The organism is Streptomyces sp. NPDC026515 (assembly GCF_055567595.1).
The window spans coordinates 38,858-62,552 of sequence record NZ_JBVHQD010000003.1 but is presented as its reverse complement, the minus strand read 5'-3'; the positions used below and the strand labels follow the sequence as shown (position 1 = coordinate 62,552).

Sequence of the window (23,695 nt, the reverse complement as noted above, 5' to 3'; positions counted from 1 at the left end):
GCTCTTGACGCGCCCCCACCCGGTGGCGATTCTCTATCGGTCCAAACGGAGCCACGGACGACGTTCGGCATGCCGGACAGGGGTGCCCGCGTGTCCACCGCCACCGCGATCATCGACCTCGACATCGCCGGCCCGGTCATCAGCCGCCACCCACCACTTCGGCACCCACGAGTTCATGGCCCTGTGCGAACTCCTCGGCGCCGAGCCCCGCATCAGCGGCAACGCCGGCTCCGGCACCGTCCGTGAGATGAGCGAGTGGGTCGAGTACCTCACCCGGGACGGCGACAGCCCGACGGTGCGCCCCAGTTCGCTGCGTGGAGCGTCGACTTCGTCAAGGCCGACGACATGCTCTTCCCGTACCACGAGCGGGAGATCGCCGCCTGTGCCCGGGCGCGGTCCGCGCCGTCCGCCAGGCGATCACACCTCCGGCCTCAGACGAGGTGTGCGAAGACGACCAGATTCTCCGTGTAGTCCTTCGCGTCGTGGTCGTAGTCGCCGGCGCAGGTGATCAGGCGCACCTCGGGGCGGCTGGTGTCCGCGTAGACGCGCTCGCTGGGGAAGTCGTCCTTGGCGAAGGTGTCGGCGCTGTCGACGACGAAGTCCGCCTTCGTCCCGTCGGCCCGCAACACCGAGAAGCCGTCGCCGGGTTCCAGTTCGTCCAGCCGGACGAAGACGGCCGCCGAGATCGTGGTGTCGACGTGCCCGGCGATGATCGCGGTGCCCGCCTCACCGGGCGCCGGACCCTCGGCGTACCAGCCGACGAGGTTGGTGTCGGCGGCGGGCGGCGGCTCCAGCTGGCCCGAGGGAGCGAGGGTGAGGGTGGTGAAGGGGGCGTCCACGGCGATCTTCGGGATGAGCAGGCGGGTCGGCGCGGAGCGGGACAGCGCCTCACCGGTCTGGCGGGCCTGGCGCGAGGGGGCGGCGTCCGCGCTCTCGGCCGGCGTCCTGCCCGCCGCGTCGGAGGCCCTGCCGTGTCCGCCGAGCAGCGCCACGGTCAGGAGCAGGGCGGCCGCTACCCACACGGGCAGCCGTCCGGTACGCCGGGTGCCGTCCGCCTCCGCGAAATCAGGTCCGTCGGGGTCGGGGTCGTCGGGGTTCGGGCAGGAGGAGCCAGCTGCCATCGGAGGTCACCTTTCTGGGCAAGGCAGCGGGAGGGGCGGACGGGGCCGCGGCCGCGTCCATGACGGTCGGCGGCCCCGGCTCCCGTATGCGCGAACCCGTCAGGACGCCGACCCGCCGGCCTTGCGGCGCCGCAGTGCGTAGGCGCCGGCGGCCCCCACACCGAGGACGGCCAGCCCGCCGGTCGTCACGCCGGGCGTGGCGAGGGCGCCGCCACCGGTGTGCATACCGCCGTGCGGCTTCTCGCTGTCCTCGTCGTCGCCCCACGAGCCGCCTCCGTCACGGCCCCCGCTCCCCTTGTCCGCCTTGCCCCCCTGGTCGTCCTTGCCGCCCTGGTCGTCCTTGCCCCCCTGATCGTCACCCTTGCCCTTGTAGGTCTCGGGGTCGAACTTGCTGTTGTTGCCGCTGTCCGAGTTCCAGTCGTCACTGAGTTTCGCCACGGCGAGTACAGCGTGGCTGCTGTCGTCCTTGAGCTCCTTGCTGTAGGAAAGGTCGTCACGGCCTCCGTCGTCCCGGTCCCCCGCGACCGCGGCCTGAGCGCCGGGTGCGGCGAAGGCGAGGGCTGCGGTGGCGGCCGTCGTCGCAAGGATCATGCGGGCAGAACGCATTTCGATGTCCTTCCGCCGTTGCCGGGCAGCGGATACTCCATCGGCTTATACGACCCGGCCTCGACATGAACCACCGTCAGCCAGCGCCAGGCCCCGCACCATCCAGGCCGCCCATCCGTGGTGACGACACGCCCAACACCGCCCGGCTGGGTCAATCCCGTGCGGCGGCACGGGGCCATTCGGGGGTGTTCTGACCCGTCGTCGGCGTGTCGTCGCGGGACGGACCCGCCGCGGTGTCAGTAGCCCACGTGGAACGTGGCGTCGGCCAGCTCCGCGCTCGTGGAGACCGGGTCGATGCGCAGCACGTGGTCGGAGTGCCGGAGGTAGCGCGTCGGGTAGTTGTACGACCGGAACGAGTCCCAGGAGGAGTCGGCGAGACCAGCCGTCCGGTAGAACGTGACGTCCTGGGCGAACGCCGTGGCGCTGTCGTTCTCGTCCAGCCGCGGCTGGTAGCTGTAGTGGCGCAGGCAGCGGGCCGGGTAGTCGACCGACCGGAAGGACACGCCGCCGCTGTCGGCGAGTCCCGGGACCAGCTTCCACAGGCCGTCGGTGTACGGGTCGAAGGCGTACTCGTCGATCCGCCCGACGAAGTTGCTGTGCCGGACGTACCGGGCCGGGTAGTTGTAGGACTTCAGCCGGTTCCAGGCGGGGGTGGACCACTTGGCGACGAGGTTGCCGTACTCGGTGGCGGTGATCGGCTGGATTCCGCAGTGCTTGGAGTTGAGCGGCTGGGTGTAGGCCCTCTGGTCGAGGGCCGTCCAGGTGCCGGCGGACAGGGCGCTGGTCCGCCAGGCGTAGAAGACGCCGTTCGGGGACCAGGTGTCGCCCCACAGGTTCCAGGTCGGGCCGGAGGCAAGGGACTTGACCAGGGCCGGGGCCTCGGTGCCGTTGTACGAGACGGCCGTGCTGAACTCGGTGAAGCTGCCCGGGTCCAGGGAGCCGGAGCGGGCGCCGACCAGGGTCGAGTTCCTCTTGAAGTACAGGTAGTTGACGCCGTTCACGCCGACCGCCAGGTCACCGGTGTAGTTGATCATGATGACGTTGTGGCCGCTGCCGTCGACCGCGGAGCAGATGACGCCGTACCGGCCGCGGCCCGGGTCCCAGAACGCCTCGGGCGCCCAGCCGTGGGTGTCCATGTCGTGCAGCTTCATCCGCCGGTAGCCGGTGAAGCTGCGCAGGTCGGTGGAGCCCCAGACGTGGATGTACTGGCTGACGTAGCTCCAGTCGGTGCCGTTCAGGTCGGTGGCGAGCACCACGAACGTACCGTCCTGCTTGCGCAGGATGAACGGGTCGCGCAGGCCGAGGGAGCCCGCGGTGGGGGTCGCGACGGGGTTGTTCTGGTCGAGCGGGGTCCACTGCAGGCCGTCGGTGCTGACCGCGAGGTGCAGGCCGTAGTCGGCGGCCAGCATGTCCGGGGACTCGGTGAAGCAGCACATCACATAGGCCGAGTCGGTGGCGGCCCGGGCGGCTCCGGCGCCGAGGGCCAGGGCGCCGGTGGAGGCCAGCGGGACGGTCGCCGCCGCACCGAGGAAGTGGGGTCGCGACAGGGGGGTGCCGTTCATGTGCGCTCCAGACGAGAAGGCGGGGTGCCTGATATTTCGAACGCAGTTCGGAGAGCCGGTCAGAAACTAGAGGGGTGCGTGGGAACGGTCATTCCTTGCGTGACGAGGGAGTTACGCGGATGCCCCTCCACCCCGACGGTTCCGGCGGCCTTTCCGGCGCCCATGCCTGCGTCAGGGGCGCACTTCCCCCGTCCGGACCGGCCGGGTCGTACGGCGGCACGGCCGCGGCTGGCCTCGGCCGGACAGTCCGCCCGACAAGGACCAGGACCGCGCATGCCCTGCCGACTCCCCCGCCCTGCGCTCCCTCTCCTGCTCGCCGCCCTGACCGGCGTGACCGCCGTCGCGGCGCCCGCCCGCGCCGGAGGCGGCAGCGAGGTGACGGAGTATCCGATCACCACCACCGCCGACAGCCTCCCCGCCGGGATCACCGCCAGTCCGGACGGGGCGCTGTGGTTCACCCAGTCCGGGGCCGCCCGGATCGGGCGCATCGCGGCGGACGGCACCGTCACCGACCGCCGCGCCCCGACCCCCGGCAGCGCACCCTTCGCCATCACCGCGGGGCCGGACCACGCCCTCTGGTTCACCGAGCAGGCAGCCGGCCGCATCGGACGGATCACCACCTCCGGCGCCGTCGCCGAGTTCGCCCTGCCCCGGGCGGCCGGCGCACCCGCCGGGATCACCGCCGGGCCCGACGGCGCCCTGTGGTTCACCGAACTCGCCGGCGGGCGGGTCGGGCGGATCGACACCAGCGGCCGGATCACCGAGTTCCCGTTGCCGAGCCGCGCCGACTTCCCCGAGGACATCGTCGCCGGTCCGGGCGGGATGTGGTTCACCGCGTCCGGGCCGGCCTCCGTCGACCGGATCGACGGCAGCGGCAGGGTCACCAGGTTCCCGCTGCCCGGAACGGACGGCGACCCCGGCGGGATCGCCGCGGGGCCGGACGGCCGGGTGTGGTTCACCGACCGGTCCGGCCGCGTCGGCCGGGTGTCGGCGGACGGCGGACGGCGGACGGCGGACGGCGGACGGCGGGATCAGCGTCGTACCGGTGCCGTCCGGGCCCGACAGGTCGCCCTTCCGGCTCACCACCGGCCCAGGCGGCACGGTGTGGTTCACCGAACTGCTGGGCAACGCGATCGGCCGGATCGAGACGGCCTGAGAGTCCCGTGGAAATGCACGTGCTTTCACGCCACGGAGGTGGGATTCTCCTCTATGGTCCGATGAGTACCACAGGGGGAGGTATCACCGCAGTGATCCGTATGCGCACTTCTTTCGGTGTCCTGGCCGCCGCCGGCGTCGTCACCGCTGCCCAACTCGGCCTGGCCACCGGCGCGTCCGCGCAGGCCGGGACGGCGCGCAGCACCGGCTGCCCGGTCGACATCGTCTATCCGAGCCGCTTCTACGTGAACTCGGGCGGCTGGGTGACCAACGGCGGCCTGTACTTCGCCGTCAAGAACACCAGCGCGAGCAAGAGCTTCAAGAAGGTCACGTTCACCGTGACGGACGTGAAGAACATCCGCTTCGGCGGCGCCACGGCCAAGGGCGGCAAGGTCAGCCACAAGACGTCGAAGACGGTGTCGGTGTACACGACGACGCTGAAGAAGAAGACCAGCCTCGGCGTGAAGGTGCAGACGCACCTGCTGAACACCCGTACCTACAAGGTGAAGTTCGCCCTGCACGGCACGGGGTGGAACTGCGCCGTGAACCAGGGCACCTGGGGGGCCTGAGCCCGGACGGCCCCTACCCTGGTGGCCGTGATCGACAACGGTGAAGGCCCTGGCGCGGCGGCCGCCCGGCTCACCGGGCGGCCGGTCTCGGCCGTGCGGCCACGGTCGGGCGGCCCGACGGAGGTGACGCTCGCCGACGGGCGGGCGGTGATGGTCAAGCGCGGCGGCCGGCCCCGCGCGGTGCCGGCCGAGGCGGCCGGGCTGCGCTGGCTGGCCGCCGCCGGGGCGGTCGCGGTACCCGAGGTGGTGGGGCAGGACGAGCGGTGGCTGGTGACCGAGTCGATCCCCACCGGACGTCCGGGCGCCGAGGCGGCGACACGTTTCGGGCGTGACCTCGCCGCTCTGCACGCCGCCGGGGCCCCAGCCTTCGGGGCGGGACCGCCGGACGGCCCGCGCGACGCGTGGATCGGCCTCGCCCCGATGCGCAACGAGCCGGGCACCGACTGGGCGCGCTGGTACGCCGAGTACCGGGTGCTGCCGTATCTGCGCGCGGCGATCGACCGTGGGACGCTGCGGTCCGGCGAGGCCGCGGTGGTCGAGCGGGTCTGCGAGCGGCTGCCGGACGTGGCGGGTCCGGCCGAGCCCCCCGCCCGGCTGCACGGAGACCTGTGGAGCGGCAACGTCCTGTGGGGAGCCGACGGGGCGGTACGGCTGATCGACCCGGCCGCGCACGGCGGGCACCGCGAGACCGACCTCGCGATGCTCCGCCTCTTCGGCTGCCCGCGCCTTGACCTGGTCCTGGAGGGGTACCAGGAAGTGGCCCCCCTGGCTGCCGGCTGGGCGGAGCGCGTCGGTGTGCACCAGCTGTTTCCCCTGCTGGTGCACACCGTGCTCTTCGGACGGGGTTACGCCGAACAGACTCTGGAGACATCCCGGACCATCGCGGGCATCTGACGCCGTCACATGCCGGACGGGCATGTGAAATCGGCCACGGGTTGGAACGATTCGCCGTTGATTTCCGGCTGGTTCCTTAACGAGCCCTTAATTAGGACTGAGATTACGCAGAGTAAGGAAACCAACCACGCGTTCGAATCGTATAAGTGCATGGAAGAACGAAACAGGGAGAGACCATGCAACCGTTCGCGCTCAACTACGCACAGCCCGCAGTGCAGTTGGACGTCACCACTCCGTACGCGTATGACTCCGGACTGCAGTTGAACGTTCTCCTCGATGGCCGGATCGCGGCCACCGATCACGCAATGCTCAGAGCCTTGGGAACCACGACCTCAACCGCGGGCTCCAAGACGCACTTCGACGACTGAGCGCGGACCCTGACGATGACCGTGCTCATCCTGACCAGTGACGAGGACGTGACGGCGGACATGGTGGTCCTCCGGCTGCACGAGACCGGAGTGCCCGTCGTCCGCCTCGATCCTGCCGATCTAACCAGCGGTGTGGCCCTGTCGGGCGAGTATGTGCAGGGCGCCAGTCGCGGACATCTGTCCGTGAACGGGCGTCTGGTGAGCATGCACGGCCTCCGCTCCATCTGGGTGCGCAGGCCGGGAGTGGCGGCCGCCCGGGCGGTCCAGCCGTCCGCCTGGCTGACCGAGGAGTCCGAACAGGCGCTGTACGGCATGCTGCGTGGGACCGACGCGCGCTGGATGAACCATCCGGACGCGGCCCGCCGGGCCCGCCACAAGCCGTGGCAGCTGCGGCTGGCGCAGCGCAGCGGGCTCGCCGTGCCCGCGACCCTGATCACCACGTTCCCGCAGGCGGCTCGGGAGTTCGCGGAGCGGTTCCCGGACCTGGTGGTGAAACCGGTGTCGGGCGCGCACCCGCAGGAGCCGCCGCGGGCGGTGCCGACCAGCCGGGTGGCGCCGGACGCCGACTTCTCGGCGGTGGCGTTCGGGCCGACGCTGCTGCAGCGGCGGGTGGCCAAGCGGGCCGACATCCGGCTGACGGTGGTCGGCGAACGGCTGCTGGCCGCCCGCAAGCCGGTGAGCCCCGACGCGCGGCCCGACGACGTGGACGTACGCTTCGCCCCGTCCGTCTCTGCCTGGCTGGCGGCGGAGGTGCCCCCGCGAGTCGCCGAGGCCGTCCATACGTATATGAAGGACGCTGAGCTGGCCTACGGTGCCTTCGACTTCGCGGAGGACGCCGACGGCATCTGGTGGTTCCTGGAGTGCAACCAGTCGGGCCAGTTCGGTTTCGTCGAGATGGACACCGGTCAGCCGATCGCCGCGACCATCGCCGGCTGGCTGGCGCACGGCACGGAGCAGTACCGGCCGTTCGTCGACGGCGGGCGGAGCAGGACGCCCTGACGGGCGGGTGAGAGGCGGGACCGGGCACGGAGAAAGGAACGGAAGATGCGCATCGGACTGCTGGGGACGGGTCCTTGGGCACGGGCGGCGTACGCCCCCGCGCTGGCGGGGCACGGATCACTGGACTTCACCGGGGTGTGGGGCCGCCGCCCGGAGGCCGCGGCGGAACTGGCCGGGGAGTACGGGGTCCGGGCGTACGACGACGTGGACGCGCTGTTCGCCGACGTCGACGCGGTGGCGGTGGCGCTGCCACCGGCCGTCCAGGCGGAACTGGCCGTGCGGGCCGCGGCGGCGGGCCGGCACCTGCTGCTGGACAAGCCCCTCGCGCTCGGCGTCGCCGAGGGGCGGGCGGTGGTGGAGGCCGCCGAGCGGGCCCAGGTCGCCACGGTGGTGTTCTTCACCACCCGCTTCCAGACCGAGCCGGAGGCGTGGATCGGCGAGCAGGCGGGCACGGGGGGCTGGTTCACGGCACGGGCGCAGTGGCTCGGGTCGGTGTTCACCGACGACAGCCCGTTCGCGGCATCACCGTGGCGGCGGGAGAAGGGCGCGCTGTGGGACGTGGGCCCGCACGCCCTGTCCGTGCTGCTGCCGGTGCTGGGCGACGTACGGCGGGTCGCGGCCGCCGTGCACGGCCCGGCGGACACCGTGCATCTCGTCCTCGACCACGCCACGGGGGCCTCCAGCACGGTGACCCTGAGCCTGACGGCTCCCTCCGCGGCGGCCGGGGCCGACGTCGAGCTGCGGGGCGCGGCGGGAGTGACGCTGCTGCCGAGGAGTGCGCAGGGAGCGGTCCCGGCCCTGTCCCGGGCCGCCGACGCCCTGGTCGCCGCCGCGCGCACGGGTCACCCGCATCCGTGCGACGCGGCATTCGCCCTGCGGGTCACCGAAGTCCTCACGGAGGCGGAGACCCTGCTGGGCAAGGACGTCGCCTAGCGGTCCGCCAGGGGGGCAGCCCTCACCGGGCGGCGGTCTCGGCCGTCGCCCAGAAGTTCACCCGTTCCCGGACGACCGGGTAGCCGGCCTTCGCGAAGTGCGCGGCCATCGGGAAGTTGCCCTGGTCGGTGGCGGCGCCGATGGTCCGGGCGCCCTGTTCGACGAGGAAGCGGGTGCACTCGACGAGCAGGTCGTAGGCGTAGCCGTGGCCGCGCTGCCCGGGCAGGACGCCGATGTACCCGATGACCGGCCCGGACGGGTTGCGGGCCGGGATGTGGATGCCGACCGGCTCGCCCTCGGGGGTGCGGGCGATCTGCCACCACTGACGGGGCGAGGGGAACCAGTGGAAGATCTCCAGGTCCTCCTGCGCCGCCAGTTCCACCCCGCCCTTCGCGACGGCCCTGCGGGCGTGGGCGTCGAGGGTCGCGGAGCTGATGTCCCGCAGGAGGCCGAGGAAGACCGAGTCGTCGGGTTCGGGGGTGAAAGCGAGCCGGCCGGGCCGGTCGGGCAGGCCGCACTCGGGGGTCCAGCGGTAGTTGTAGCGCTCCACCAGCAGTTCGTAGCCCGCCTGGCGGGCGGCGCTGAAGCGGGTCTCGGCGGCCGAGCACAGAGCGGGCACCTCACGCCAGCCGGCGGGCAGGTCGAGTTCCAGTTCGTCGGCCCGCCAGGGCGCGCCGCGCAGCAGCTCCGCGCCGGCCTCCTCCTCGCCCTCGGCCACGTCGAACCAGTTGACCAGCAGCGGCTCGGTGTCCTGTGGGCCGCCCCACCAGGCGGCGCGGGCGACCACCCGGCCGTCGCGCAGGGCGACTCGCTTCCAGTCGGTGCGGTGGCGGGTCCGCCGGTGCGTCTCGCGCAGGCGCAGCGGGTCGGGCAGGGTGTCGAAGAGGTGGGCGGTGCTGTCGTCGAGCGTACGGATGACCGGATCGGTCACGGATTCCTCCGGGAGAGACGTGCTGCGAGGAGCGCTCCCGGGTCAGCTCTGACCTGTCACGCCCGGATGTCGGGGAGGGAGCGCGGGATGGATGAGATGGACATGGCACTCGCCTCCTTCCGTCTGGTCCAGGGCGTGCGGCACACACACTAGGGCGCCGGTCAGGGCACGTCCACGGATTTTCCGCCGCGGCACTCGAAGATCCATGCGCGTGCCCGGTGCCCGGGCACGGGCGTAACTTGGGGATGTGACTTCGGTGCGCGGCTGGTGGTCGCGCGACTACAGCGACGGGCGTGGCTGGTTGCAGGGTGCACCTCCGCCGCGCTGGGTGCGGGTGCTGCCCGTTCTCCTGCTCGCGGTCGTGACCGCGGCGACGCTGGCCAGCCCGGACGGACACGACTTCGGCTTCCTGCTCGGCGCCATCCCGCCGCTGGCCGTGCTGTCCTACGGCCCGCTGGCGACCGCCGTGCTCAGCTGCCTGGTCGTACTCCTGCTGAACGTGCCCGCCACCCATCTGAACCATCCCGGCGACACCGACCTGCTCACGGTCACCTTCGTCGCGCTACTGAGCGTGTTCGTGTCCTACGTCCGCAGTCACCGGGACGCCCAGCTGGTCACCGAGCGGGCGGTGGGCGAGGCGGTGCAGCGGGCCGTGCTGCCCCCGCTGCCGGAACGGGTCGGCGCGGTGGGATGCGCCGGACTGTACCGGGCCGCACAGCACGGCACACTGGTCGGCGGAGACTTCTTCGACGTGCGGGACGGGCCCTTCGGGGTACGGGCGGTGATGGGGGACGTACGCGGGCACGGGCTGGCCGCCGTCTCCACGGTGGTGTCGCTGCTCGGCGCGTTCCGGGAGGCGGTCCTCGACCAGCCGGACCTGGAGTCGGTCGCGGCGCGGATGGACCGCCGGCTGACGGTGGACTCGGCCGACGTACCGAACGCGGAGCTGTTCGCGACGGCCCTGCTGCTGGAGTTCTCCGCAGATCTGCGGTCGGTACGGGTGGTGGCCTGCGGCCATCCCGCGCCGGTACTGCTGCGCGACGGCCTGGCCCACGAGCTGGCCGTCGCGCCCGGCGCGCCGGTGGGGCTCGCCCTTGCGGGGGTGAAGCCGCCGAAGGAGATCACGGTCGAGCTGGGCCCCGGCGACCGGCTGTTCATCGCCTCGGACGGGGTCTGGGAGGCGCGCGACCGCGCCGGACGCTTCTACCCGCTGCCGGAGCGGCTGGCCGGGTTCGCCGGCGCGGAGCCGGCCGAGCTCACCGAGCAGGTCTGGGCCGACCTGGCCCGGCGGTACGAGGTGCGGGACGACGCGACCATGCTCGTCCTCGCGCCCGACATCGCCTGAGGGACTGGCCCGGGGCCCGGCTCACCCCACGTCCCACAGGAAGCGGTGGGTGTGGATGCCGAAGTACGGGAACGAGCGGACCTCGCGCACCCCCTCGACGGGCCTGACCACGTCGTTGACGAAGTCGAGCAGGTCCTTCGGGCCAGGGGTGACCACCTCGGCGAACAGATCGAAGCCGCCCGAGGTGAACACCGAGTACACCACTTCCGGGTGTGCGGCGAGGGCGTCGGCGACGGCTCGGGGGTCGCCGTCCACGCCGATGCCGAGCAGCGCCATCGCCTGGCCGCCCATGGCCATCGGGTCGGTGACGCCGACGACCTGGACGGCCCGGGCGTCCAGCAGGCGCTGCAAACGCTGCCGGGCCGCGGAGGGGGAGAGCCCGACCCTGGGTCCGAGGTCGGCGTAGGCGATCCGGCCGTCCGCCTGCAGCTCGCGCAGGATGGCCCGGTCGATGTCGTCCATGTGCACCTGGGCTCCTCTCCTCAGCCGACGAGTTCGAGCAGGGCGGCGCCGAACACCGCGGTGTGGGTGTCGACGTCCTGCTCGGTCGTGTCGGGGCACATCAGGGCCATGTTGTGGAACGGGGTGAGGAGGATGCCCCGGTTCGCCAGGTAGAGGTGCAGGAAGTCCTCCAGCTCGGGGTCTGCGGCGGCCGCGGACTCGGTCCCGGTGCGCGGGGCCGGGGCGGCGAAGCGGTACTCGGTGCGGGCCCCGAGCCGGCTGACCGACCAGGGCAGGCCGTGCGCCTCGACGGCCTGCCGGACGCCGGTCTCGAAGCGTGCGGAGAGCCGTCCCATGCGGTCGAACGCCTCGTCGGTGAGGACGTGCTCCAGGGTGGCCCGGGTCGCGGCGACCGAGAGCGCGTTCCCGGCGAGGGTGCCACCGACCCCGCCCATGTCCACCAGGTCCAGGTCGGCGCGGGCCAGCAGGCGCTCGGCGAGGTCGGCGGAGAGGCCGTAGGCGCCGGCCGGGATGCCGCCGCCGATGGCCTTGCCGATGGTCAGCAGGTCCGGCTCCAGGTCCCAGGCGGCCGTGCAGCCACCGGGTCCAGCGGAGAAGGTGTGCGTCTCGTCGTTGATGAGCAGCGTGCCGTACTGCCTGGTCAGGGCGCGCACGCCGGAAAGGTAGCCGGGTTCGGGCAGCACGATGCCGATGTTGGTGAGCGCGGGCTCCATGAGGACGGCGGCCACGTCGCCGTGGGCGAGTTCGCGCTCCAGCTGCGCCAGGTCGTTGAACTCGGCGACCCGGCTGGTCAGGGTGACGTCACAGGGCGCGCCGACGTTGCCGGGGCGGGGCACGCCCGCGCCGTCGGGGCCCACGACGATGAGGGACTCGTCGACGCTGCCGTGGTAGCTGTAGCTGTTCACCAGGATCTTCGGGCGGCCGGTGACGGCCCGCGCGAGCCGGATCGCCCATCGGTTGGCGTCGGTCGCGGTGAGCGAGAAGCTCCAGCGGGCGAGCCCGAAGCGGCGGGTCAGCTCCGCGCCCACCCACTCCGCGTCCTCCGTCGGCAGCATCGCGGTGGCCCCGCCCAGCTCGGCGAACCTGCGGTGCACCGCCTCCGTCACGACGGCCGGCGAGTGGCCGGCCATCGCACCGGTGTCGCCGAGGCAGAAGTCGATGTACGCGTGCCCGTCGAGGTCGGTGACCCGGGCGCCCCGGGCGGTCGCCAGGTAGCGCGGGAAGGCGCCGGCGGTCTTGTTCATCCAGGTCATCGGGACCCGGCCGAAGAGATGGCCGGCGTCGACATATGCCGCGCGGGAGCGGGGGTTTCGCCGCTCGGCCTCGGCGCTCTCCCGGGCCAGCAGAGCATGCAGTCGGGTGCGATCCATGGAATACCCCAGCTCGGACTCGGCGACGACGGAACGGCGGGAGCCTACGACCGAAACCCGTACATCATCAAGATCTGACAATCGAATCGATCGTCATGACGACGGATTCGAGCGCCAGACGATCAAGGAAATGTTCCGCGCGCCGACCGATAAACGCACGGGCGCTCCATGTTCGAACATTCGCCCCAAAACGCCAGGGTTCGCCACCCCTTCCGCCACATAGAAACATCTACCAGCATGCATATGCCGGGTTGGTGGGCGGACCGCACCGGGTGCCCGGTGCCGGTCATTCCCTGCCCCCGAAACAGGTGTGCGGTGATCCCCCGGAGCGGTGCGTGACGAACGTGATGTGGATGCAAGGTGTGGAATGGCTCGCGGCGGCCGCGGCGGACCCCCGGGCGTGCAAGTGGGACTGGGACCACGGGGAGGGCGTCGCCCTGCTGGAAGCGGGCCGGTTCTGGGATGTGCTGAGCGTCCCGGACCGCCTCGGCCTGCTCACGCTCGACCTGCTGTGGCGGCCGTCGCTGCCGGTGCCCGGGCCCACCCTGGCGGACAGCGCGGCGGGCCGGATCGGCTTCCTGGTGCCGCCCGATCCGTCCGGCGGCTGGATCGGCTCGGGTCTGCGCTATGCGACCAAGGGCGCATGGGTCGCCGCACCGCCGCCGTACCGGGCCGCCCGGTATCTGGAATGGCTGGTGCCGCCGGACGGCAGCGGCTCGCTGCATGCGCCCGGCACACTGGAACTGGCGCTGCGCGAGGCCAACGGCACGCTGGCGGTGCTGTCCCCGATGTACGGCGAGTAGCCGAGGTCAGCGACGGGGCGACGGTACGAACACGGCGCCCCTCAGGCCCTCGGGCCCGGCCGGAACGGTACGGCCCTGGTCCCGCCACTCCCGCAGGAGCTGGGTGTAGATCGGCTCACGGGAGCGAGGGGCGCGCGGCTTCCGGGCCGGACGCCCGGGCGTGGGTGAGGATCCGTCCATACCGGCGCAACGCCCGGAACGCGCCGGTGGTACGCGCCGTCCGACGCGCTCACCGGGTCGGGTGAGCACACCCGCCCGATCGGACCCGCCCGCCGGTCCTACAAGCATTCCGGCGGGCGTTGCGGCGGGCCCGGCCGACAGGCGCCGTCCGGTGCGCGCTCGAATCCTTCGGAGGCAGCGTTGCGACGTCCGCCCCCACCGCGCGTTCCTTCTCACGTGCCGGGAGTCAGCCCATGTCGCACAAGTCCGCCACGCTGCGCGGCGCGGCCGTGACCGCCGTCGCGCCGGCGACGCTGTCGGGTGCCGTCCGTCCAGAAGGCGGCCGCGTCCGCACCGGCCGCACCCGCCACCCTCTCGCCCACTCCGTCACCGTCCGGCCATCCGGACGTCCGCGACCTGACCCCGGCCGTCGCCGCCCCACTCGACGCGGCCGCGGGGAAGGTCGTGCGCGAGGCGGACGTACCCGGCGTGACCGTCGGCGTCTGGACACCGCGCCGGCCGCACCCCAGGGCAGTTGCTCGCCCACTCCTTCAGGCACCCGCTGATGTTCCAGCCCGGGGAGAAGTTCTCCTGCTCCGGAAGCACGTCCTCGCTCCGGCGGGCCCGGGCGGCCGGCGTGATGACCTCCGCCCTGGACGACCTCGGCACCTGGGCCCGCGGTGGCCACCGGGACCTTCCCCGACGGCACGGACATGGCCGGCCCGGCGGTCCAGAAGCAGCGGCTGACGACCCGGCCGTCGGGGATCGCGGGCGCCGGGTACGGGCTCGGCATCTTCGACGTCCGGGGCTTGATCGGGCACAACGGCTCGCTGCCCGGCCACGAGAGCCTGACCGCCCGTCTGCCGTCGGCGCGCACGACCGCGGTGGTACTGCTGAACACCGCCATCAGCTACCGGGGCCGTCGAGCCCAGCACCCTGTCCGGCCGGGCGATCACCCGGATCATCTCGCCCGGCCACGCCTTCGACCTGCCGGCGCGGCCGCCGCCACCCGCTGACGGCACAGACCGGACGGATCCCCAACTCGCCTCCTGTGCACGGCATTTCCGACAGTTGACACAGAAGCGAAGACTCGTCGAGCAGATTCGAAGCGATGTGGCGATTCACCGTGCGGGGCCAGTCGATGACGGTGTGTACTGTGCTGCGAGCGCCACACGGGAGGGCCCTGGGCTCCCCGTGCCCACTGCTGCCCTACCCCCCTGGAAACCGATTCCATGATCGAATTGCCGGAACTGGTGGCCGGTGGTCTCGCCGCCGGAACGCTCTCCGCGCTCGCCCTCGGCGGCGGCCTGCTGCGGGCCAGGCGCCAGAGGGCGGCACTGCGGGCCGAGGTGACGGAGTTGCGCACCCGGCTGCGGGGCGCCGAGGGCACGTTCGTCTCCGAGGTCGAGCACCTGGCCACCCGCCGGATGCCCGCGGCGGCCGCGCAGCTCACGCATCCGCACCTCAAGGTGCCCGGTCCCACGGGGCAGCAGACGCCCGGGACCCCGACGGGAATCGCGCTGGAGTACGTACTCACCGCGCTGCGCGAGGAGTTGACCGCACAGCGCACCCGGATCGACGCGGCCGCGCAGGCCGGTCTGCGCGGCGCCACCCGGGAGATCCAGGCCGCCCTGTACCGCCTGCAGGACGCCCTGCGCGGACTCCAGCAGCGCTACGACGAACCGGAGTTGGCGCAGACGCTGTTCGCCCTGGATCACGAGAACGAGCAGTCCCTGCGGCGGGCGCAGGTGGCCGCGGTGGTCTGCGGGGCCTGGGTGGGGCTGGCCCGCGAGGAGTCCCACGTGGTGGACGCCGTGACCGGCGGCCAGGCCCGGCTCGCCGGCTACCACCGGGTCACGGTCCACAACCATCTGGAGCCGGGCACCGCCCTGGTGTCCCACGCGGTCGAGCCGGTCGCCGTCATCGTCGCCGAACTCCTCGACAACGCGTTGCGTCACTCGGCGCCGGACACCGACGTCGTGGTCAATCTGGAGCACGTCCACCACGGGGTGTGCGTGACCGTCGACGACGCGGGCCTCGGCATGACGCAGGACGAACGGGCCAAGGCCCAGCGGCTGGTGGCGGGCAGCGACCCGATCCTGCTGACCGACCTCGGCGATCCGCCGCGCATGGGTCTGGCCGCGGTCGGCCGGCTCACCCGCCAGTTCGACCTGGGCGTCGACGTCTCCTCCCCCTCGCCGTACGGCGGGGTGCGCGCGGTGCTGCGCATCGACACCCACCTGCTCGGCCGGATCGACCCGGATCTGCGGCCGCCGTCCGCCAGTGCGCCCCGCTCGACGCGCGAGCGCGCGGCGCTACGCCCGGAGCCGGGCCGCGAGCCGGCGCACGAACCGGCCGGACACGAGACGCCGGCGGCCGAGCCCCAGGCCCCCGCGGTGCCTGCCCCGGCGGTTCCCGCCCCCGCCGCTCCGGTGCCCGCCACGGCCGGCACCGGCACCGAGCACGAGCGCGCCCCCGGCCACCAGGAACCGGGTGACCCGGGCGGCCTCCCGCAGCGGCGGCGGCGTACCCGCCCCGAGGACTCCGACACCCCCGGCACACCCCGGCAGCAGCCGGCCGCGCGGCGGCCCGAGGAGGCGGCCGCCGCGCTCGCCGCACTGCAGTACGGCACCGCGGCGGCGCGGACCCCCAAGCGGGCCGACCCGCCCGATCCCCAACGGACCTACGACGAAGGAGGAGCGGCCAGATGAGCAGCCGCGATGCGGGCGAGACGGCATGGGTGCTGGATCCGGTCCTGCAGATACCGCATGTCCTGGCCGCCGTCCTGCTCACCCGGGACGGCCTCGCGACGGGGTACACCGACGCCCTGTCCCAGGCGACCGCCGAGCGGGTGGCCGCGATCACCAGTACCGTGCAGGGCGCCTGCCGGGCCGCGGCCGCCGAGTTCGCCGACCGGGACCGGGCGGAGGTCCGGCAGGTGGTCATCGAGTCGGACCACGGGTACGTGCTGATCGTGCCGACCGACCACGGCACCTGTGTGGCGGCCTACGGCGACCCGGAGGTACGGCTGGACCTGCTGGCGCACCGGGTGCACTCGCAGGTGGCACGGCTGGGCGAGAAGGCGATGGCGGCGGCGCCCAGAGGCTCCGACGGCGGCGCGCCGGCATGACCGGCCGCCGTGGCGGCCGTCCCCTGGTCCCCGCGTATCTGTCGACCGGCGGGGTGGCCCGGCCCAGCCGTCCGCATCTGGAACGGCTGACGGTGCTCACCCGCGACGGGGCACCCCCGCCCGCCGGTCTGCCCACGGCCGAACAGGCCCTGCTGGAGCTGCTGTCCGGTGGCGCGCTGACGCTGGTGGAGTCTGCGGCGCTGCTGCGGCTGCCGGTGTCCGCCGTCCGGGTGCTGGCCGCCGACCTGGTCGACCGGGACCTGGTCCAGGCCCGCGCGCCGATCCCGGCCGCCGAACGGTTCGATCCCGACCTGCTGAAGAGAGTGGCCGATGGCCTCCGCGCCCTCAAGCACCGGTGAACTGCCCCGCACGGGCGGCCCTCATCTCCCCGACACCGCCCGCGACCTGGTGAAGATCCTGGTCACCGGCCCGTTCGGGGTGGGCAAGACGACCCTGATCGACTCGGTGTCGGAAATCCGCCCGCTGCACACCGAGGAGCGCCTCACCGAGGCCTCCGTCCATGTCGACGAGCTCGACGGGGTGCGGGAGAAGGAGACGACGACCGTCGCGATCGACTTCGGGCGGATCAGCCTGGCCGGAGGCATCGTGCTCTATCTGTTCGGGACACCGGGACAGCAGCGGTTCCGGACGCTGTGGGACGACGTCTCCTACGGCGCGCTGGGCGCCCTGGTGCTGGTCGACAGCAGGCGGATCGACGCCTCCTTCGACGTGCTGGGTCTGGTGGAGGAGACGGGCCTGCCGTACGCGGTCGCCCTCAACGCGTTCCCCGACGCGCCGAGCCACTACACGGGCGAACAATTGCGCGCCGCCCTGGACCTGGAGCCGGGCACCCCGATGGTGCGGTGCGACGCGCGGGACCCGCACTCCTCGGTCGACGCGCTGCTCGCCCTCGTACAGCATCTGATCGACGACCGGCCGGCGGAGGCCCGATGACCGTGCAGCACTCCTTCACCGTCTCTGGACCGGTGCGCCTGTGGGAGGACGGCTTCGCCCGGAACCCGCACGGCTACTACGCGGCGCTGCGCGCCCAGGGCCCGGTCGGCTGGGCGGAACTCGCCCCGGGCACACCCGCGTACGTGATCACCGAACGGCGCGCCGCCCTCGACGTGCTGCGGGACGTGGAGGCCTTCTCGCACGACCCGCGGGACTGGGAGGCCACCGTCCCCGAGGACTCCCCGCTGCTCGGCATGATGCGCTGGCGGCCCAACGCGCTGTTCTCGGACGCCGACGCCCACATCCGCTACCGCGCCAGTCTCATCGACGTGTTCGACCTGATCGAGCCGCACGATCTGCGCGCGCTGGTGCACCGGGCGGTACGGCTGCTGGTGGACCGTTTCGGGCCGCGCGGCGAGGCGGATCTGGTCGCCGACTTCACCCGTCCGCTGATGGCGCTGGTGTTCAACAACCTGTTCGGGCTGCCGGACAGCCAGGGCGACCGGCTCAGCGAGGGCCTGCTGAAGATGATGGAGGGCGGCGCGCAGGCCGCCGAGGGCGAGGCCGAGTTCGCCGACTACGTGCTGCGGCTGGTCGCCGCCAAGGTCGCCGAGCGCGGCGAGGACCTGCCGAGCATGCTCCTGGACCATCCGGCCGGGCTGTCCCCGGAGGAGGTCACCTGGCAGGTCTTCCTCACCCTCGGCGCGGGGTACGAGCCGACCACGAACCTGGTGTCCAACGCGCTGTCCCGGATCCTCGGCAACTCCCTCTACTACTCGACGCTGACCAGCGGTGCCCGTCCGGTCATGGACGCGGTGATCGAAGTACTGCACCACGAGACCCCGCTGGCCAACTACGGCATCTACTACGCCCGCCGGCCCGTCGCCTTCCACGGGGCGTGGGTCAGGCCGGCGGTCCCGGTGGTCGTCTCCTTCGGTGCCGTGGGGTTGTTCGCCGAGCGGGAGGTCACCGACGGGCGGCGGGCCGGGGACGCCTCACACCTGTCGTGGGGTGCGGGCCCGCACGCCTGCCCGGTGCGCCACCACGCGCTGCTCATCGCGACCGAGGCGATCGAGCGGCTCACCCTGTGGCTGCCCGACCTCGACCCGGTCCTGCCCCGCGAGAGGCTCAGCTGGCGGCCCGGCCCGTTCCACCGCTCGCTGACGTCCCTGCCCGTCCGGTTCAGCCCCCGCGCCCACGACCAGCCTGGAGAGTCGTCGTGACCGTCACCGACCGCATCGCTCTCGACCCGTTCGGTTCCGACATCCCGGCGGAGAGCGCGCGGTTGCGCGCCCTCGGTCCCCTCGTACCTGTCGAACTGCCCGGCGGCATACCGGCCTGGGCCCCCACCGGCTACGACGTCCTCAGGGAACTGATCCTCGACCCCCGGGTCAGCAAGGATCCTCGCAGGCACTGGCGGTTGTGGCCGCAGATCGGCGAACACCCGTCCTGGGGCTGGGTGCTCGGCTGGATCGGCGTGGTCAACATGCTCTCCGCCTATGGTCCCGACCACACCCGGCTGCGCAAGCTGGTGGCGCCGAGCTTCACGCACCGGCGCACCGAGGCGATGCTGCCGCGCGTCACGGCCATCGCCGGAGAGCTGCTCGACGCGGTGGCGGCGGCCGGGGCCGACGGCTCGGCGGTGGATCTGCGGGCCGAGCTGGCGCATCCGCTGCCGATGCGCATGATCTGCGAACTCTTCGGTGTGCCCGACGAGTTGCGGGACGGCACCGGTGAGCTGATCGCGGCCATCATGGACACCTCCGATCCGACCCCGGAGCACGCGGCGTTCGTGCAGGAGCGGATCGGCACGGTCCTCGGCGGGCTGATCGCGTACAAGGCCACCCGTCCCGGCGACGACATGACCACGGAGCTGATCCGGGTCCGCGACGAGGACGGCGACCGGCTCGGCGACGAGGAACTGCTGTACACCCTGCTGCTGGTGATCGGCGCCGGTTTCGAGACCACCGTCAACCTGATCGGCAACGCGGTGGTGGCGCTGCTGACCAGTCCGGTACAGCTGGCGGCGGTACGCGCCGGGACGGTCGGCTGGGACGCGGTGATCGACGAGACGCTGCGGGTGCATCCGTCGATCGCCGCGCTGCCGCTGAGGTTCGCGGTGACCGACCTGAAGGTGGCCGACGTCACCGTTCCGGCCGGGGACGCGATCATCACGACGTACGCGGCGGCGGGCCTGGATCCGGAGCACTACGGGGCGGACGCGGACGTGTTCGACGCGGCCCGCGGGGCCGACGACCATCTCTCGTTCGGACTCGGGGTGCACCGCTGCATCGGCGCGCCGCTGGCCCGGGCGGAGGCGCTCGCCGCGCTGCCCGCCCTGTTCGACCGCTTCCCTGGACTGCGGCTTGCCGTCGGCGCACAGGAGCTGCGGCAGGTCCCGTCGTTCATCGCCTTCGGCTGGCAAAAGATCCCGGTGCGACTGGGACGTTGAGTCCGGAGCCCGTCCGGGGTCGCGGGGGCTGCGACCGGTCCCCCGTTCCGGTCGTGCCCCCGCGGGAGGTGAACTTACGTGCGGATCAGGCCGTTGGGTATCGCGTCGATGCCCGCTCGGGCGACCGGAGGGCTCACCCGTGCACAGGTGAGCCCGGTTGGCCCGGATTCGCCCGGGGCAGGGTGGGGGCGGTGAGGTCTCCGAGGGCGAGGTGGGCCAGGACGACCTCGTACAGGTCGGTGCCGGCGGCCAGCAGCTGGCGTTCCAGAACGGGTTCGGCGCCGCGTACGTGTTCACGGACGGTCTGGGCGTGCACCCCCAGGTCCTGGGCCGCGCGTTCGGCGTTGCCGCCGGCGGCGATCCAGGCCCGCAGGGTACCGCGCAGATCACGGCCGTCCCGGGTCAGCCGGTCCAGCAGATCGTGCGCCCACGCGCGCAGCCCGGGACCGGCCAGCAGATCCCCGAGCCGTGCGCCGGGCGCCTCGGGTGCCGTGGCGCGGAGGTCCTCCGTCCAGGCCGCCTGCGTGTTCAGGGCCAGATGGGCGGTGGCGCGCACGGCCAGGTCGGAGAAGTCGGCGTCCAGCAGTGCCTCGACGCGGTCCATGCGGGCGCGGACGGTGTTGCGGCTGACGCCGAGGACCTTGGCCGCGCTGACGGCGGTGAACTCCAGTCCCAGGCGGGTGGTGGCGAGGAGCTCCGCGCGGGTGTGGTGGGGCAGGGTGTCCAGCGGCCGGAGCACGGCGGCGGACCAGGCGTGCAGAGCGGCCGGGTCCATCAGCCGTTCCGGGTGGGTGCGTTCGGCGTAGACGGCGGCCTGGTCGGAGCGGAAGTGGGCGACGGCGAGGGCGCTGACGGCCTGGCCGTAGGCGGTGGCCGTGCGGGCCAGGCTCTGCCGGACACTGCCGCCGAGGAACGTGCCGGGGCGGCCGTCCACCAGCGAGCGCAGCCACTGCCCGGCCCTGGGAGCGGGGCTGACGACGATGACATGGCCGTCGACCGCGGGACAGCGCACGACCAGGGCCTGGCCGCGGGTGATGTCCAGGCAGTCCTCGGCGAGCCCGTCGCGTTCGGCCGGGTGGCCCTCGACGACGTACACGCAGGCGCTGTCGGTGTCGAGGAGGCCGGGCCACAGTCCGGCGGCGACCCGGCGGGCGGAGACGGTGTCCTCGACCATCAGCAGTTGCAGGATGGCCAGGCGCAGGTCGGCGGTGGCCTGCCGGAGCCGCCGCCCGGCGGCCGTCGACTCGCGCTCGCGCAGCAGGAGTTCGAGGACGCCGGCGGTGCGGGTGACGATCTCGGCGGCCCGCCGGTCGAAGGGGGTGGCACGGGCCACGGCGAGCAGCGAGGTGGCCCCCGGACGCGGGTCGGGGGCGTGCACGGAGACCAGGCGCAGGTGCCGGTCGCCGTCCTCGACGGCGGCGGCGGAGATCCGGCCGGCGACCACCTCGGCGACCAGGCCGTCGTCGAGGGGCAGTTGCTCCCCGGCGAGCACGGTGCCGTCGGCGTCCTGGAGACAGACCGTGGCCCGCACCGCACGGGCCAGCCAGGTGACCACCCGGCGCGGGTCGCGGGCACCGGGGCGCAGGTGGTCGAGGAGCTGTGCGGCCCAGACGTCGGTCGGGGATGTCGGGGGGTACGGGCCTTCGTCTGCCCGGCCAGCCATCTCGCCCTGCTCCTCGTCCGTAGCGTCGACCTCGGTCTACGGACGCTACCCGATGAACCTGGGCAGGTCCCGACCGCCCGGTACACCTTCGCCGGCGGCCCTCGGGGGAAGGGCCGCCGGCGAAGAACGCCTCACCCGGAGCCGGGGGGATGGCTCTCGGGCGGCTGAGTACGCTGGTTCCCCGGATTCCGGCAGGCATGCACACGAGTTTTCCGCGGCCTCGCCCCGGCTCCTTCCCAGACCCCGCCGTACGCCCGGACACGACCGGAGGCAGGCCTGACCGAGTCCGCCGCACAGTGCCCGGCGGAACTCTCCCGAACCGCCCACGGCATGAGGGAAAGCCCGGTCACCCCCACGCGGCGTGGCCGACGCCGGTATCGGTGCCCGGCGGCTGTTCCGCCGCCGGGAAGCGGGGGGTCTTCGGGGTCGCGGCCGGTTCCGGGGCCGCGCGTCACCCGCTCGGGCTGCGCATATCCCCCTCGCGGCACCGGTTCGCCGCACCAGCGCACCGGGAGACGACAGCCGGCGACACGCCGGAGCCCGGACCCTCCGTCGAGCCCGCGGAGCCGTCCGGGCCCGGACGGCATAAGCTCGGCGGATGGCCAAGTACTTCGACGTGCACCCCGACAACCCGCAGCCGCGCAGCATCTCCCAGATCGCCGACGCGGTGCGTTCGGGGTCGCTCATCGCCTACCCGACCGACTCCTGCTACGCCCTGGGCTGCCAGCTCGGCAGCCGGGACGGCATCGACCGGATCCGCTCCATCCGGCACCTGGACGACCGGCACCACTTCACCCTGATGTGCCGGGACTTCGCCCAGCTCGGCCAGTTCGTGCGGGTCGACAACGACGTGTTCCGGGCCGTGAAGGCGTCGACCCCCGGCAGCTACACCTTCATCCTCCCGGCGACCCGTGAGGTGCCGCGCAAACTGCTGCACCCGAAGAAGAAGACGGTCGGGGTGCGCATCCCCGACCACGTGGTCACCCAGGCGCTGCTCGCGGAGGTGGGCGAGCCACTGCTGTCCAGCACCCTGCTGCTGCCGGACGAGAAGGAGCCGCTGACCCAGGGCTGGGAGATCAAGGACCGCCTGGACCACCAGGTGGACGCGGTGGTCGACTCCGGGGATTGCGGCACCGAGCCGACCACGGTCATCGACTTCTCCGACGGCGAGGCGGTGATCGTCCGCCGGGGCGCGGGAGACATCTCGCGCTTCGAGTGACGACGGGGTCCCCGGGCCGCGGTCCTCTCCCCTTCGCGTGCCACGATGATCGTGACATGCCGCGCCGGGCCTCCCCCGACCCGACGCCGACTCCACAGAGAGGCACTGCGCCATGACCGCCGTACAGGGAACCGACGTGGACATCACCACCGAGGACGGCGTCGCCGACGCCTACCTGGCCCACCCCGCCGACGGCCTGCCCCACCCGGGCGTGCTCTTCTACCAGGACGCCTACGGCATCCGCCCGCACCTGAAGTCGATGGCGGACCGGCTCGCCGGCGCGGGCTACACGGTGCTGCTGCCGAACGTCTTCTACCGCAGTGGCCGCACCCCGGTCGTCGACCTCCCCGAGTTCATCGACCCCGCGCAGGACCCGACGATCTGGCAGCGGATCATGCCGGTCATGTCGTCGCTGACGTCCGAGCTCAGCGACCGTGACTCGGCCGCCTACCTGGACTGGATGGCCGAGAGCCCGCTGGTGGCCGACGGTCCGGTGGCGATCACCGGCTACTGCATGGGTGCCCGGCTGGCCGTGCGGACCGCCGCCGCGTTCCCGGACCGGGTGGCGGCCGCGGGCGGCTTCCACGGCGGCCGGCTGGTCACCGAGGACGCGGACAGCCCCCACCTGCTGGCGAACCGGATCACGGCGGAGCTGTACTTCGGCTTCGCGGACCAGGACCAGTCGATGACCGCGGAGCAGATCCGCACCTTCGAGGCGGCGCTCACGGCCGCCGGGGTGCGCAACACCTGCGAGGTCTACCCGGGCGCCGAGCACGGTTACACCCAGGCCGACACCCCCGCGTACTCCGCCGAGGCCGCCGAGCGGCACTGGGACGCGCTGCTCGGTCTGCTGAAGCGCACCTTCTGATCCGAGCGCGTCCCGGAATCCGGGGGCCCGTCATCCGGCGGGCCCCGGATTCCGTCCCCACTCATTGACATGCACCCGCCCCACCGGCACGCTGAGAGCGCTCTCAGACTGGTACGGACCAATGCCCGTACG

General features: G+C 72.8%; 25 protein-coding genes. 17 read left to right on the top strand and 8 right to left on the bottom strand.

The features are described 5' to 3' along the window. Positions 1-431: 431 nt before the first annotated feature. The 3 genes from ACZ4O3_RS06325 to ACZ4O3_RS06315 form a co-directional block, all read right to left on the bottom strand. Positions 432-1,121, bottom strand: a complete 690-nt coding sequence (locus ACZ4O3_RS06325; protein WP_467721383.1) for a class F sortase — start codon at positions 1,119-1,121, stop codon at positions 432-434. A gap of 99 nt (positions 1,122-1,220) precedes the next feature. Next, a complete protein-coding gene (locus ACZ4O3_RS06320) occupies positions 1,221-1,727 on the bottom strand; it encodes a hypothetical protein (RefSeq protein ID WP_467721382.1) in 507 nt (168 codons plus the stop codon). A gap of 236 nt (positions 1,728-1,963) precedes the next feature. Then, the gene (locus ACZ4O3_RS06315; RefSeq protein ID WP_467721381.1) at positions 1,964-3,289 is read right to left on the bottom strand and encodes a glycoside hydrolase family 43 protein; all 1,326 of its coding nucleotides are present in this window, start codon (positions 3,287-3,289) and stop codon (positions 1,964-1,966) included. A 273-nt stretch (positions 3,290-3,562) separates the two neighbouring features. Between ACZ4O3_RS06315 and ACZ4O3_RS06310 the strand changes: the two genes are divergently transcribed. The 6 genes from ACZ4O3_RS06310 (at position 3,563) to ACZ4O3_RS06285 (ending at position 8,207) form a co-directional block, all read left to right on the top strand. After that, positions 3,563-4,510 carry a Vgb family protein gene (locus ACZ4O3_RS06310; RefSeq protein WP_467721379.1) on the top strand — a complete coding sequence of 316 codons (948 nt, stop codon included), beginning with the start codon at positions 3,563-3,565 and terminating at the stop codon, positions 4,508-4,510. Positions 4,511-4,545: 35 nt separating this feature from the next. After that, a complete protein-coding gene (locus ACZ4O3_RS06305) occupies positions 4,546-5,013 on the top strand; it encodes a hypothetical protein (RefSeq protein ID WP_467721377.1) in 468 nt (155 codons plus the stop codon). 27 nt (positions 5,014-5,040) lie between these two features. Further along, complete coding sequence (locus ACZ4O3_RS06300) at positions 5,041-5,907, top strand: fructosamine kinase family protein (protein WP_467721375.1); 867 nt, start codon at positions 5,041-5,043, stop codon at positions 5,905-5,907. Positions 5,908-6,083: 176 nt separating this feature from the next. Further along, a complete protein-coding gene (gene tgmA / locus ACZ4O3_RS06295) occupies positions 6,084-6,275 on the top strand; it encodes a putative ATP-grasp-modified RiPP (RefSeq protein WP_362732643.1) in 192 nt (63 codons plus the stop codon). A 15-nt stretch (positions 6,276-6,290) separates the two neighbouring features. Beyond that, on the top strand, positions 6,291-7,274 hold the full coding sequence (gene tgmB, locus ACZ4O3_RS06290; RefSeq protein WP_467721373.1) for an ATP-grasp ribosomal peptide maturase: 984 nt from the start codon (positions 6,291-6,293) through the stop codon (positions 7,272-7,274). 45 nt (positions 7,275-7,319) lie between these two features. After that, positions 7,320-8,207, top strand: a complete 888-nt coding sequence (locus ACZ4O3_RS06285) for a Gfo/Idh/MocA family protein (RefSeq protein WP_384998563.1) — start codon at positions 7,320-7,322, stop codon at positions 8,205-8,207. Between the two features lie 22 nt (positions 8,208-8,229). On the opposite strand, the gene ACZ4O3_RS06280 is transcribed toward ACZ4O3_RS06285, so the two are convergent. Then, positions 8,230-9,138, bottom strand: a complete 909-nt coding sequence (locus ACZ4O3_RS06280) for a GNAT family N-acetyltransferase (RefSeq protein ID WP_467721372.1) — start codon at positions 9,136-9,138, stop codon at positions 8,230-8,232. A 247-nt stretch (positions 9,139-9,385) separates the two neighbouring features. Here ACZ4O3_RS06280 and ACZ4O3_RS06275 point away from each other — a divergent pair, with 247 nt between their 5' ends. Further along, complete coding sequence (locus ACZ4O3_RS06275; RefSeq protein ID WP_384998557.1) at positions 9,386-10,483, top strand: PP2C family protein-serine/threonine phosphatase; 1,098 nt, start codon at positions 9,386-9,388, stop codon at positions 10,481-10,483. Positions 10,484-10,504: 21 nt separating this feature from the next. On the opposite strand, the gene ACZ4O3_RS06270 is transcribed toward ACZ4O3_RS06275, so the two are convergent. Beyond that, complete coding sequence (locus tag ACZ4O3_RS06270; protein ID WP_362726302.1) at positions 10,505-10,945, bottom strand: Lrp/AsnC family transcriptional regulator; 441 nt, start codon at positions 10,943-10,945, stop codon at positions 10,505-10,507. A 20-nt stretch (positions 10,946-10,965) separates the two neighbouring features. After that, complete coding sequence (locus tag ACZ4O3_RS06265) at positions 10,966-12,315, bottom strand: transaminase (protein WP_467721371.1); 1,350 nt, start codon at positions 12,313-12,315, stop codon at positions 10,966-10,968. 335 nt (positions 12,316-12,650) lie between these two features. Here ACZ4O3_RS06265 and ACZ4O3_RS06260 point away from each other — a divergent pair, with 335 nt between their 5' ends. Further along, on the top strand, positions 12,651-13,118 hold the full coding sequence (locus ACZ4O3_RS06260; RefSeq protein ID WP_384998548.1) for a hypothetical protein: 468 nt from the start codon (positions 12,651-12,653) through the stop codon (positions 13,116-13,118). 546 nt (positions 13,119-13,664) lie between these two features. Here ACZ4O3_RS06260 and ACZ4O3_RS06255 read toward each other — a convergent pair. Further along, a complete protein-coding gene (locus ACZ4O3_RS06255) occupies positions 13,665-13,883 on the bottom strand; it encodes a hypothetical protein (protein ID WP_467721370.1) in 219 nt (72 codons plus the stop codon). Positions 13,884-13,957: 74 nt separating this feature from the next. Here ACZ4O3_RS06255 and ACZ4O3_RS06250 point away from each other — a divergent pair, with 74 nt between their 5' ends. The 7 genes from ACZ4O3_RS06250 to ACZ4O3_RS06220 all read left to right on the top strand — a co-directional run bounded on the left by ACZ4O3_RS06250 (position 13,958) and on the right by ACZ4O3_RS06220 (position 19,813). Next, positions 13,958-14,293 carry a hypothetical protein gene (locus ACZ4O3_RS06250; RefSeq protein ID WP_467721369.1) on the top strand — a complete coding sequence of 112 codons (336 nt, stop codon included), beginning with the start codon at positions 13,958-13,960 and terminating at the stop codon, positions 14,291-14,293. Between the two features lie 216 nt (positions 14,294-14,509). Then, entirely contained in the window at positions 14,510-15,988 is a 1,479-nt protein-coding gene (locus tag ACZ4O3_RS06245) for an ATP-binding protein (RefSeq protein ID WP_467721368.1), read from the top strand. Further along, entirely contained in the window at positions 15,985-16,407 is a 423-nt protein-coding gene (locus ACZ4O3_RS06240) for a roadblock/LC7 domain-containing protein (protein WP_362728022.1), read from the top strand. Before ACZ4O3_RS06245 ends, ACZ4O3_RS06240 begins: the two co-directional genes overlap by 4 nt. Beyond that, the gene (locus tag ACZ4O3_RS06235) at positions 16,404-16,766 is read left to right on the top strand and encodes a DUF742 domain-containing protein (RefSeq protein ID WP_467721367.1); all 363 of its coding nucleotides are present in this window, start codon (positions 16,404-16,406) and stop codon (positions 16,764-16,766) included. Before ACZ4O3_RS06240 ends, ACZ4O3_RS06235 begins: the two co-directional genes overlap by 4 nt. Next, on the top strand, positions 16,738-17,361 hold the full coding sequence (locus ACZ4O3_RS06230; RefSeq protein WP_467721366.1) for a GTP-binding protein: 624 nt from the start codon (positions 16,738-16,740) through the stop codon (positions 17,359-17,361). Before ACZ4O3_RS06235 ends, ACZ4O3_RS06230 begins: the two co-directional genes overlap by 29 nt. Beyond that, complete coding sequence (locus tag ACZ4O3_RS06225; RefSeq protein ID WP_362728028.1) at positions 17,358-18,584, top strand: cytochrome P450 family protein; 1,227 nt, start codon at positions 17,358-17,360, stop codon at positions 18,582-18,584. Before ACZ4O3_RS06230 ends, ACZ4O3_RS06225 begins: the two co-directional genes overlap by 4 nt. After that, a complete protein-coding gene (locus tag ACZ4O3_RS06220; RefSeq protein ID WP_467721364.1) occupies positions 18,581-19,813 on the top strand; it encodes a cytochrome P450 family protein in 1,233 nt (410 codons plus the stop codon). The genes ACZ4O3_RS06225 and ACZ4O3_RS06220 overlap by 4 nt, the downstream gene beginning before the upstream one ends. Before the next feature lie 133 nt (positions 19,814-19,946). Here the strand turns inward: ACZ4O3_RS06220 and ACZ4O3_RS06215 are convergent, their stop codons facing one another. Next, complete coding sequence (locus ACZ4O3_RS06215; protein ID WP_467721363.1) at positions 19,947-21,476, bottom strand: helix-turn-helix domain-containing protein; 1,530 nt, start codon at positions 21,474-21,476, stop codon at positions 19,947-19,949. A 598-nt stretch (positions 21,477-22,074) separates the two neighbouring features. On the opposite strand from ACZ4O3_RS06215, the gene ACZ4O3_RS06210 reads away from it, so the two are divergent. Both ACZ4O3_RS06210 and ACZ4O3_RS06205 read left to right on the top strand, forming a co-directional pair. Next, the gene (locus tag ACZ4O3_RS06210) at positions 22,075-22,695 is read left to right on the top strand and encodes an L-threonylcarbamoyladenylate synthase (RefSeq protein ID WP_467721361.1); all 621 of its coding nucleotides are present in this window, start codon (positions 22,075-22,077) and stop codon (positions 22,693-22,695) included. Between the two features lie 112 nt (positions 22,696-22,807). After that, the gene (locus ACZ4O3_RS06205; protein ID WP_467721360.1) at positions 22,808-23,563 is read left to right on the top strand and encodes a dienelactone hydrolase family protein; all 756 of its coding nucleotides are present in this window, start codon (positions 22,808-22,810) and stop codon (positions 23,561-23,563) included. The last annotated feature ends 132 nt before the right edge of the window (positions 23,564-23,695 follow it).

What these genes read in the sequence shown, in the direction of transcription:
- ACZ4O3_RS06325 (WP_467721383.1), bottom strand. Translation starts at nt 1,121, where the DNA reads ATGGCAGCTGGCTCCTCCTGCCCGAACCCCGACGACCCCGACCCCGAC.
- ACZ4O3_RS06320 (WP_467721382.1), bottom strand. Translation starts at nt 1,727, where the DNA reads ATGCGTTCTGCCCGCATGATCCTTGCGACGACGGCCGCCACCGCAGCC.
- ACZ4O3_RS06315 (WP_467721381.1), bottom strand. Translation starts at nt 3,289, where the DNA reads ATGAACGGCACCCCCCTGTCGCGACCCCACTTCCTCGGTGCGGCGGCG.
- ACZ4O3_RS06310 (WP_467721379.1), top strand. Translation starts at nt 3,563, where the DNA reads ATGCCCTGCCGACTCCCCCGCCCTGCGCTCCCTCTCCTGCTCGCCGCC.
- ACZ4O3_RS06305 (WP_467721377.1), top strand. Translation starts at nt 4,546, where the DNA reads ATGCGCACTTCTTTCGGTGTCCTGGCCGCCGCCGGCGTCGTCACCGCT.
- tgmA (WP_362732643.1), top strand. Translation starts at nt 6,084, where the DNA reads ATGCAACCGTTCGCGCTCAACTACGCACAGCCCGCAGTGCAGTTGGAC.
- tgmB (WP_467721373.1), top strand. Translation starts at nt 6,291, where the DNA reads ATGACCGTGCTCATCCTGACCAGTGACGAGGACGTGACGGCGGACATG.
- ACZ4O3_RS06285 (WP_384998563.1), top strand. Translation starts at nt 7,320, where the DNA reads ATGCGCATCGGACTGCTGGGGACGGGTCCTTGGGCACGGGCGGCGTAC.
- ACZ4O3_RS06270 (WP_362726302.1), bottom strand. Translation starts at nt 10,945, where the DNA reads ATGGACGACATCGACCGGGCCATCCTGCGCGAGCTGCAGGCGGACGGC.
- ACZ4O3_RS06265 (WP_467721371.1), bottom strand. Translation starts at nt 12,315, where the DNA reads ATGGATCGCACCCGACTGCATGCTCTGCTGGCCCGGGAGAGCGCCGAG.
- ACZ4O3_RS06245 (WP_467721368.1), top strand. Translation starts at nt 14,510, where the DNA reads ATGATCGAATTGCCGGAACTGGTGGCCGGTGGTCTCGCCGCCGGAACG.
- ACZ4O3_RS06240 (WP_362728022.1), top strand. Translation starts at nt 15,985, where the DNA reads ATGAGCAGCCGCGATGCGGGCGAGACGGCATGGGTGCTGGATCCGGTC.
- ACZ4O3_RS06235 (WP_467721367.1), top strand. Translation starts at nt 16,404, where the DNA reads ATGACCGGCCGCCGTGGCGGCCGTCCCCTGGTCCCCGCGTATCTGTCG.
- ACZ4O3_RS06230 (WP_467721366.1), top strand. Translation starts at nt 16,738, where the DNA reads ATGGCCTCCGCGCCCTCAAGCACCGGTGAACTGCCCCGCACGGGCGGC.
- ACZ4O3_RS06225 (WP_362728028.1), top strand. Translation starts at nt 17,358, where the DNA reads ATGACCGTGCAGCACTCCTTCACCGTCTCTGGACCGGTGCGCCTGTGG.
- ACZ4O3_RS06215 (WP_467721363.1), bottom strand. Translation starts at nt 21,476, where the DNA reads ATGGCTGGCCGGGCAGACGAAGGCCCGTACCCCCCGACATCCCCGACC.
- ACZ4O3_RS06210 (WP_467721361.1), top strand. Translation starts at nt 22,075, where the DNA reads ATGGCCAAGTACTTCGACGTGCACCCCGACAACCCGCAGCCGCGCAGC.
- ACZ4O3_RS06205 (WP_467721360.1), top strand. Translation starts at nt 22,808, where the DNA reads ATGACCGCCGTACAGGGAACCGACGTGGACATCACCACCGAGGACGGC.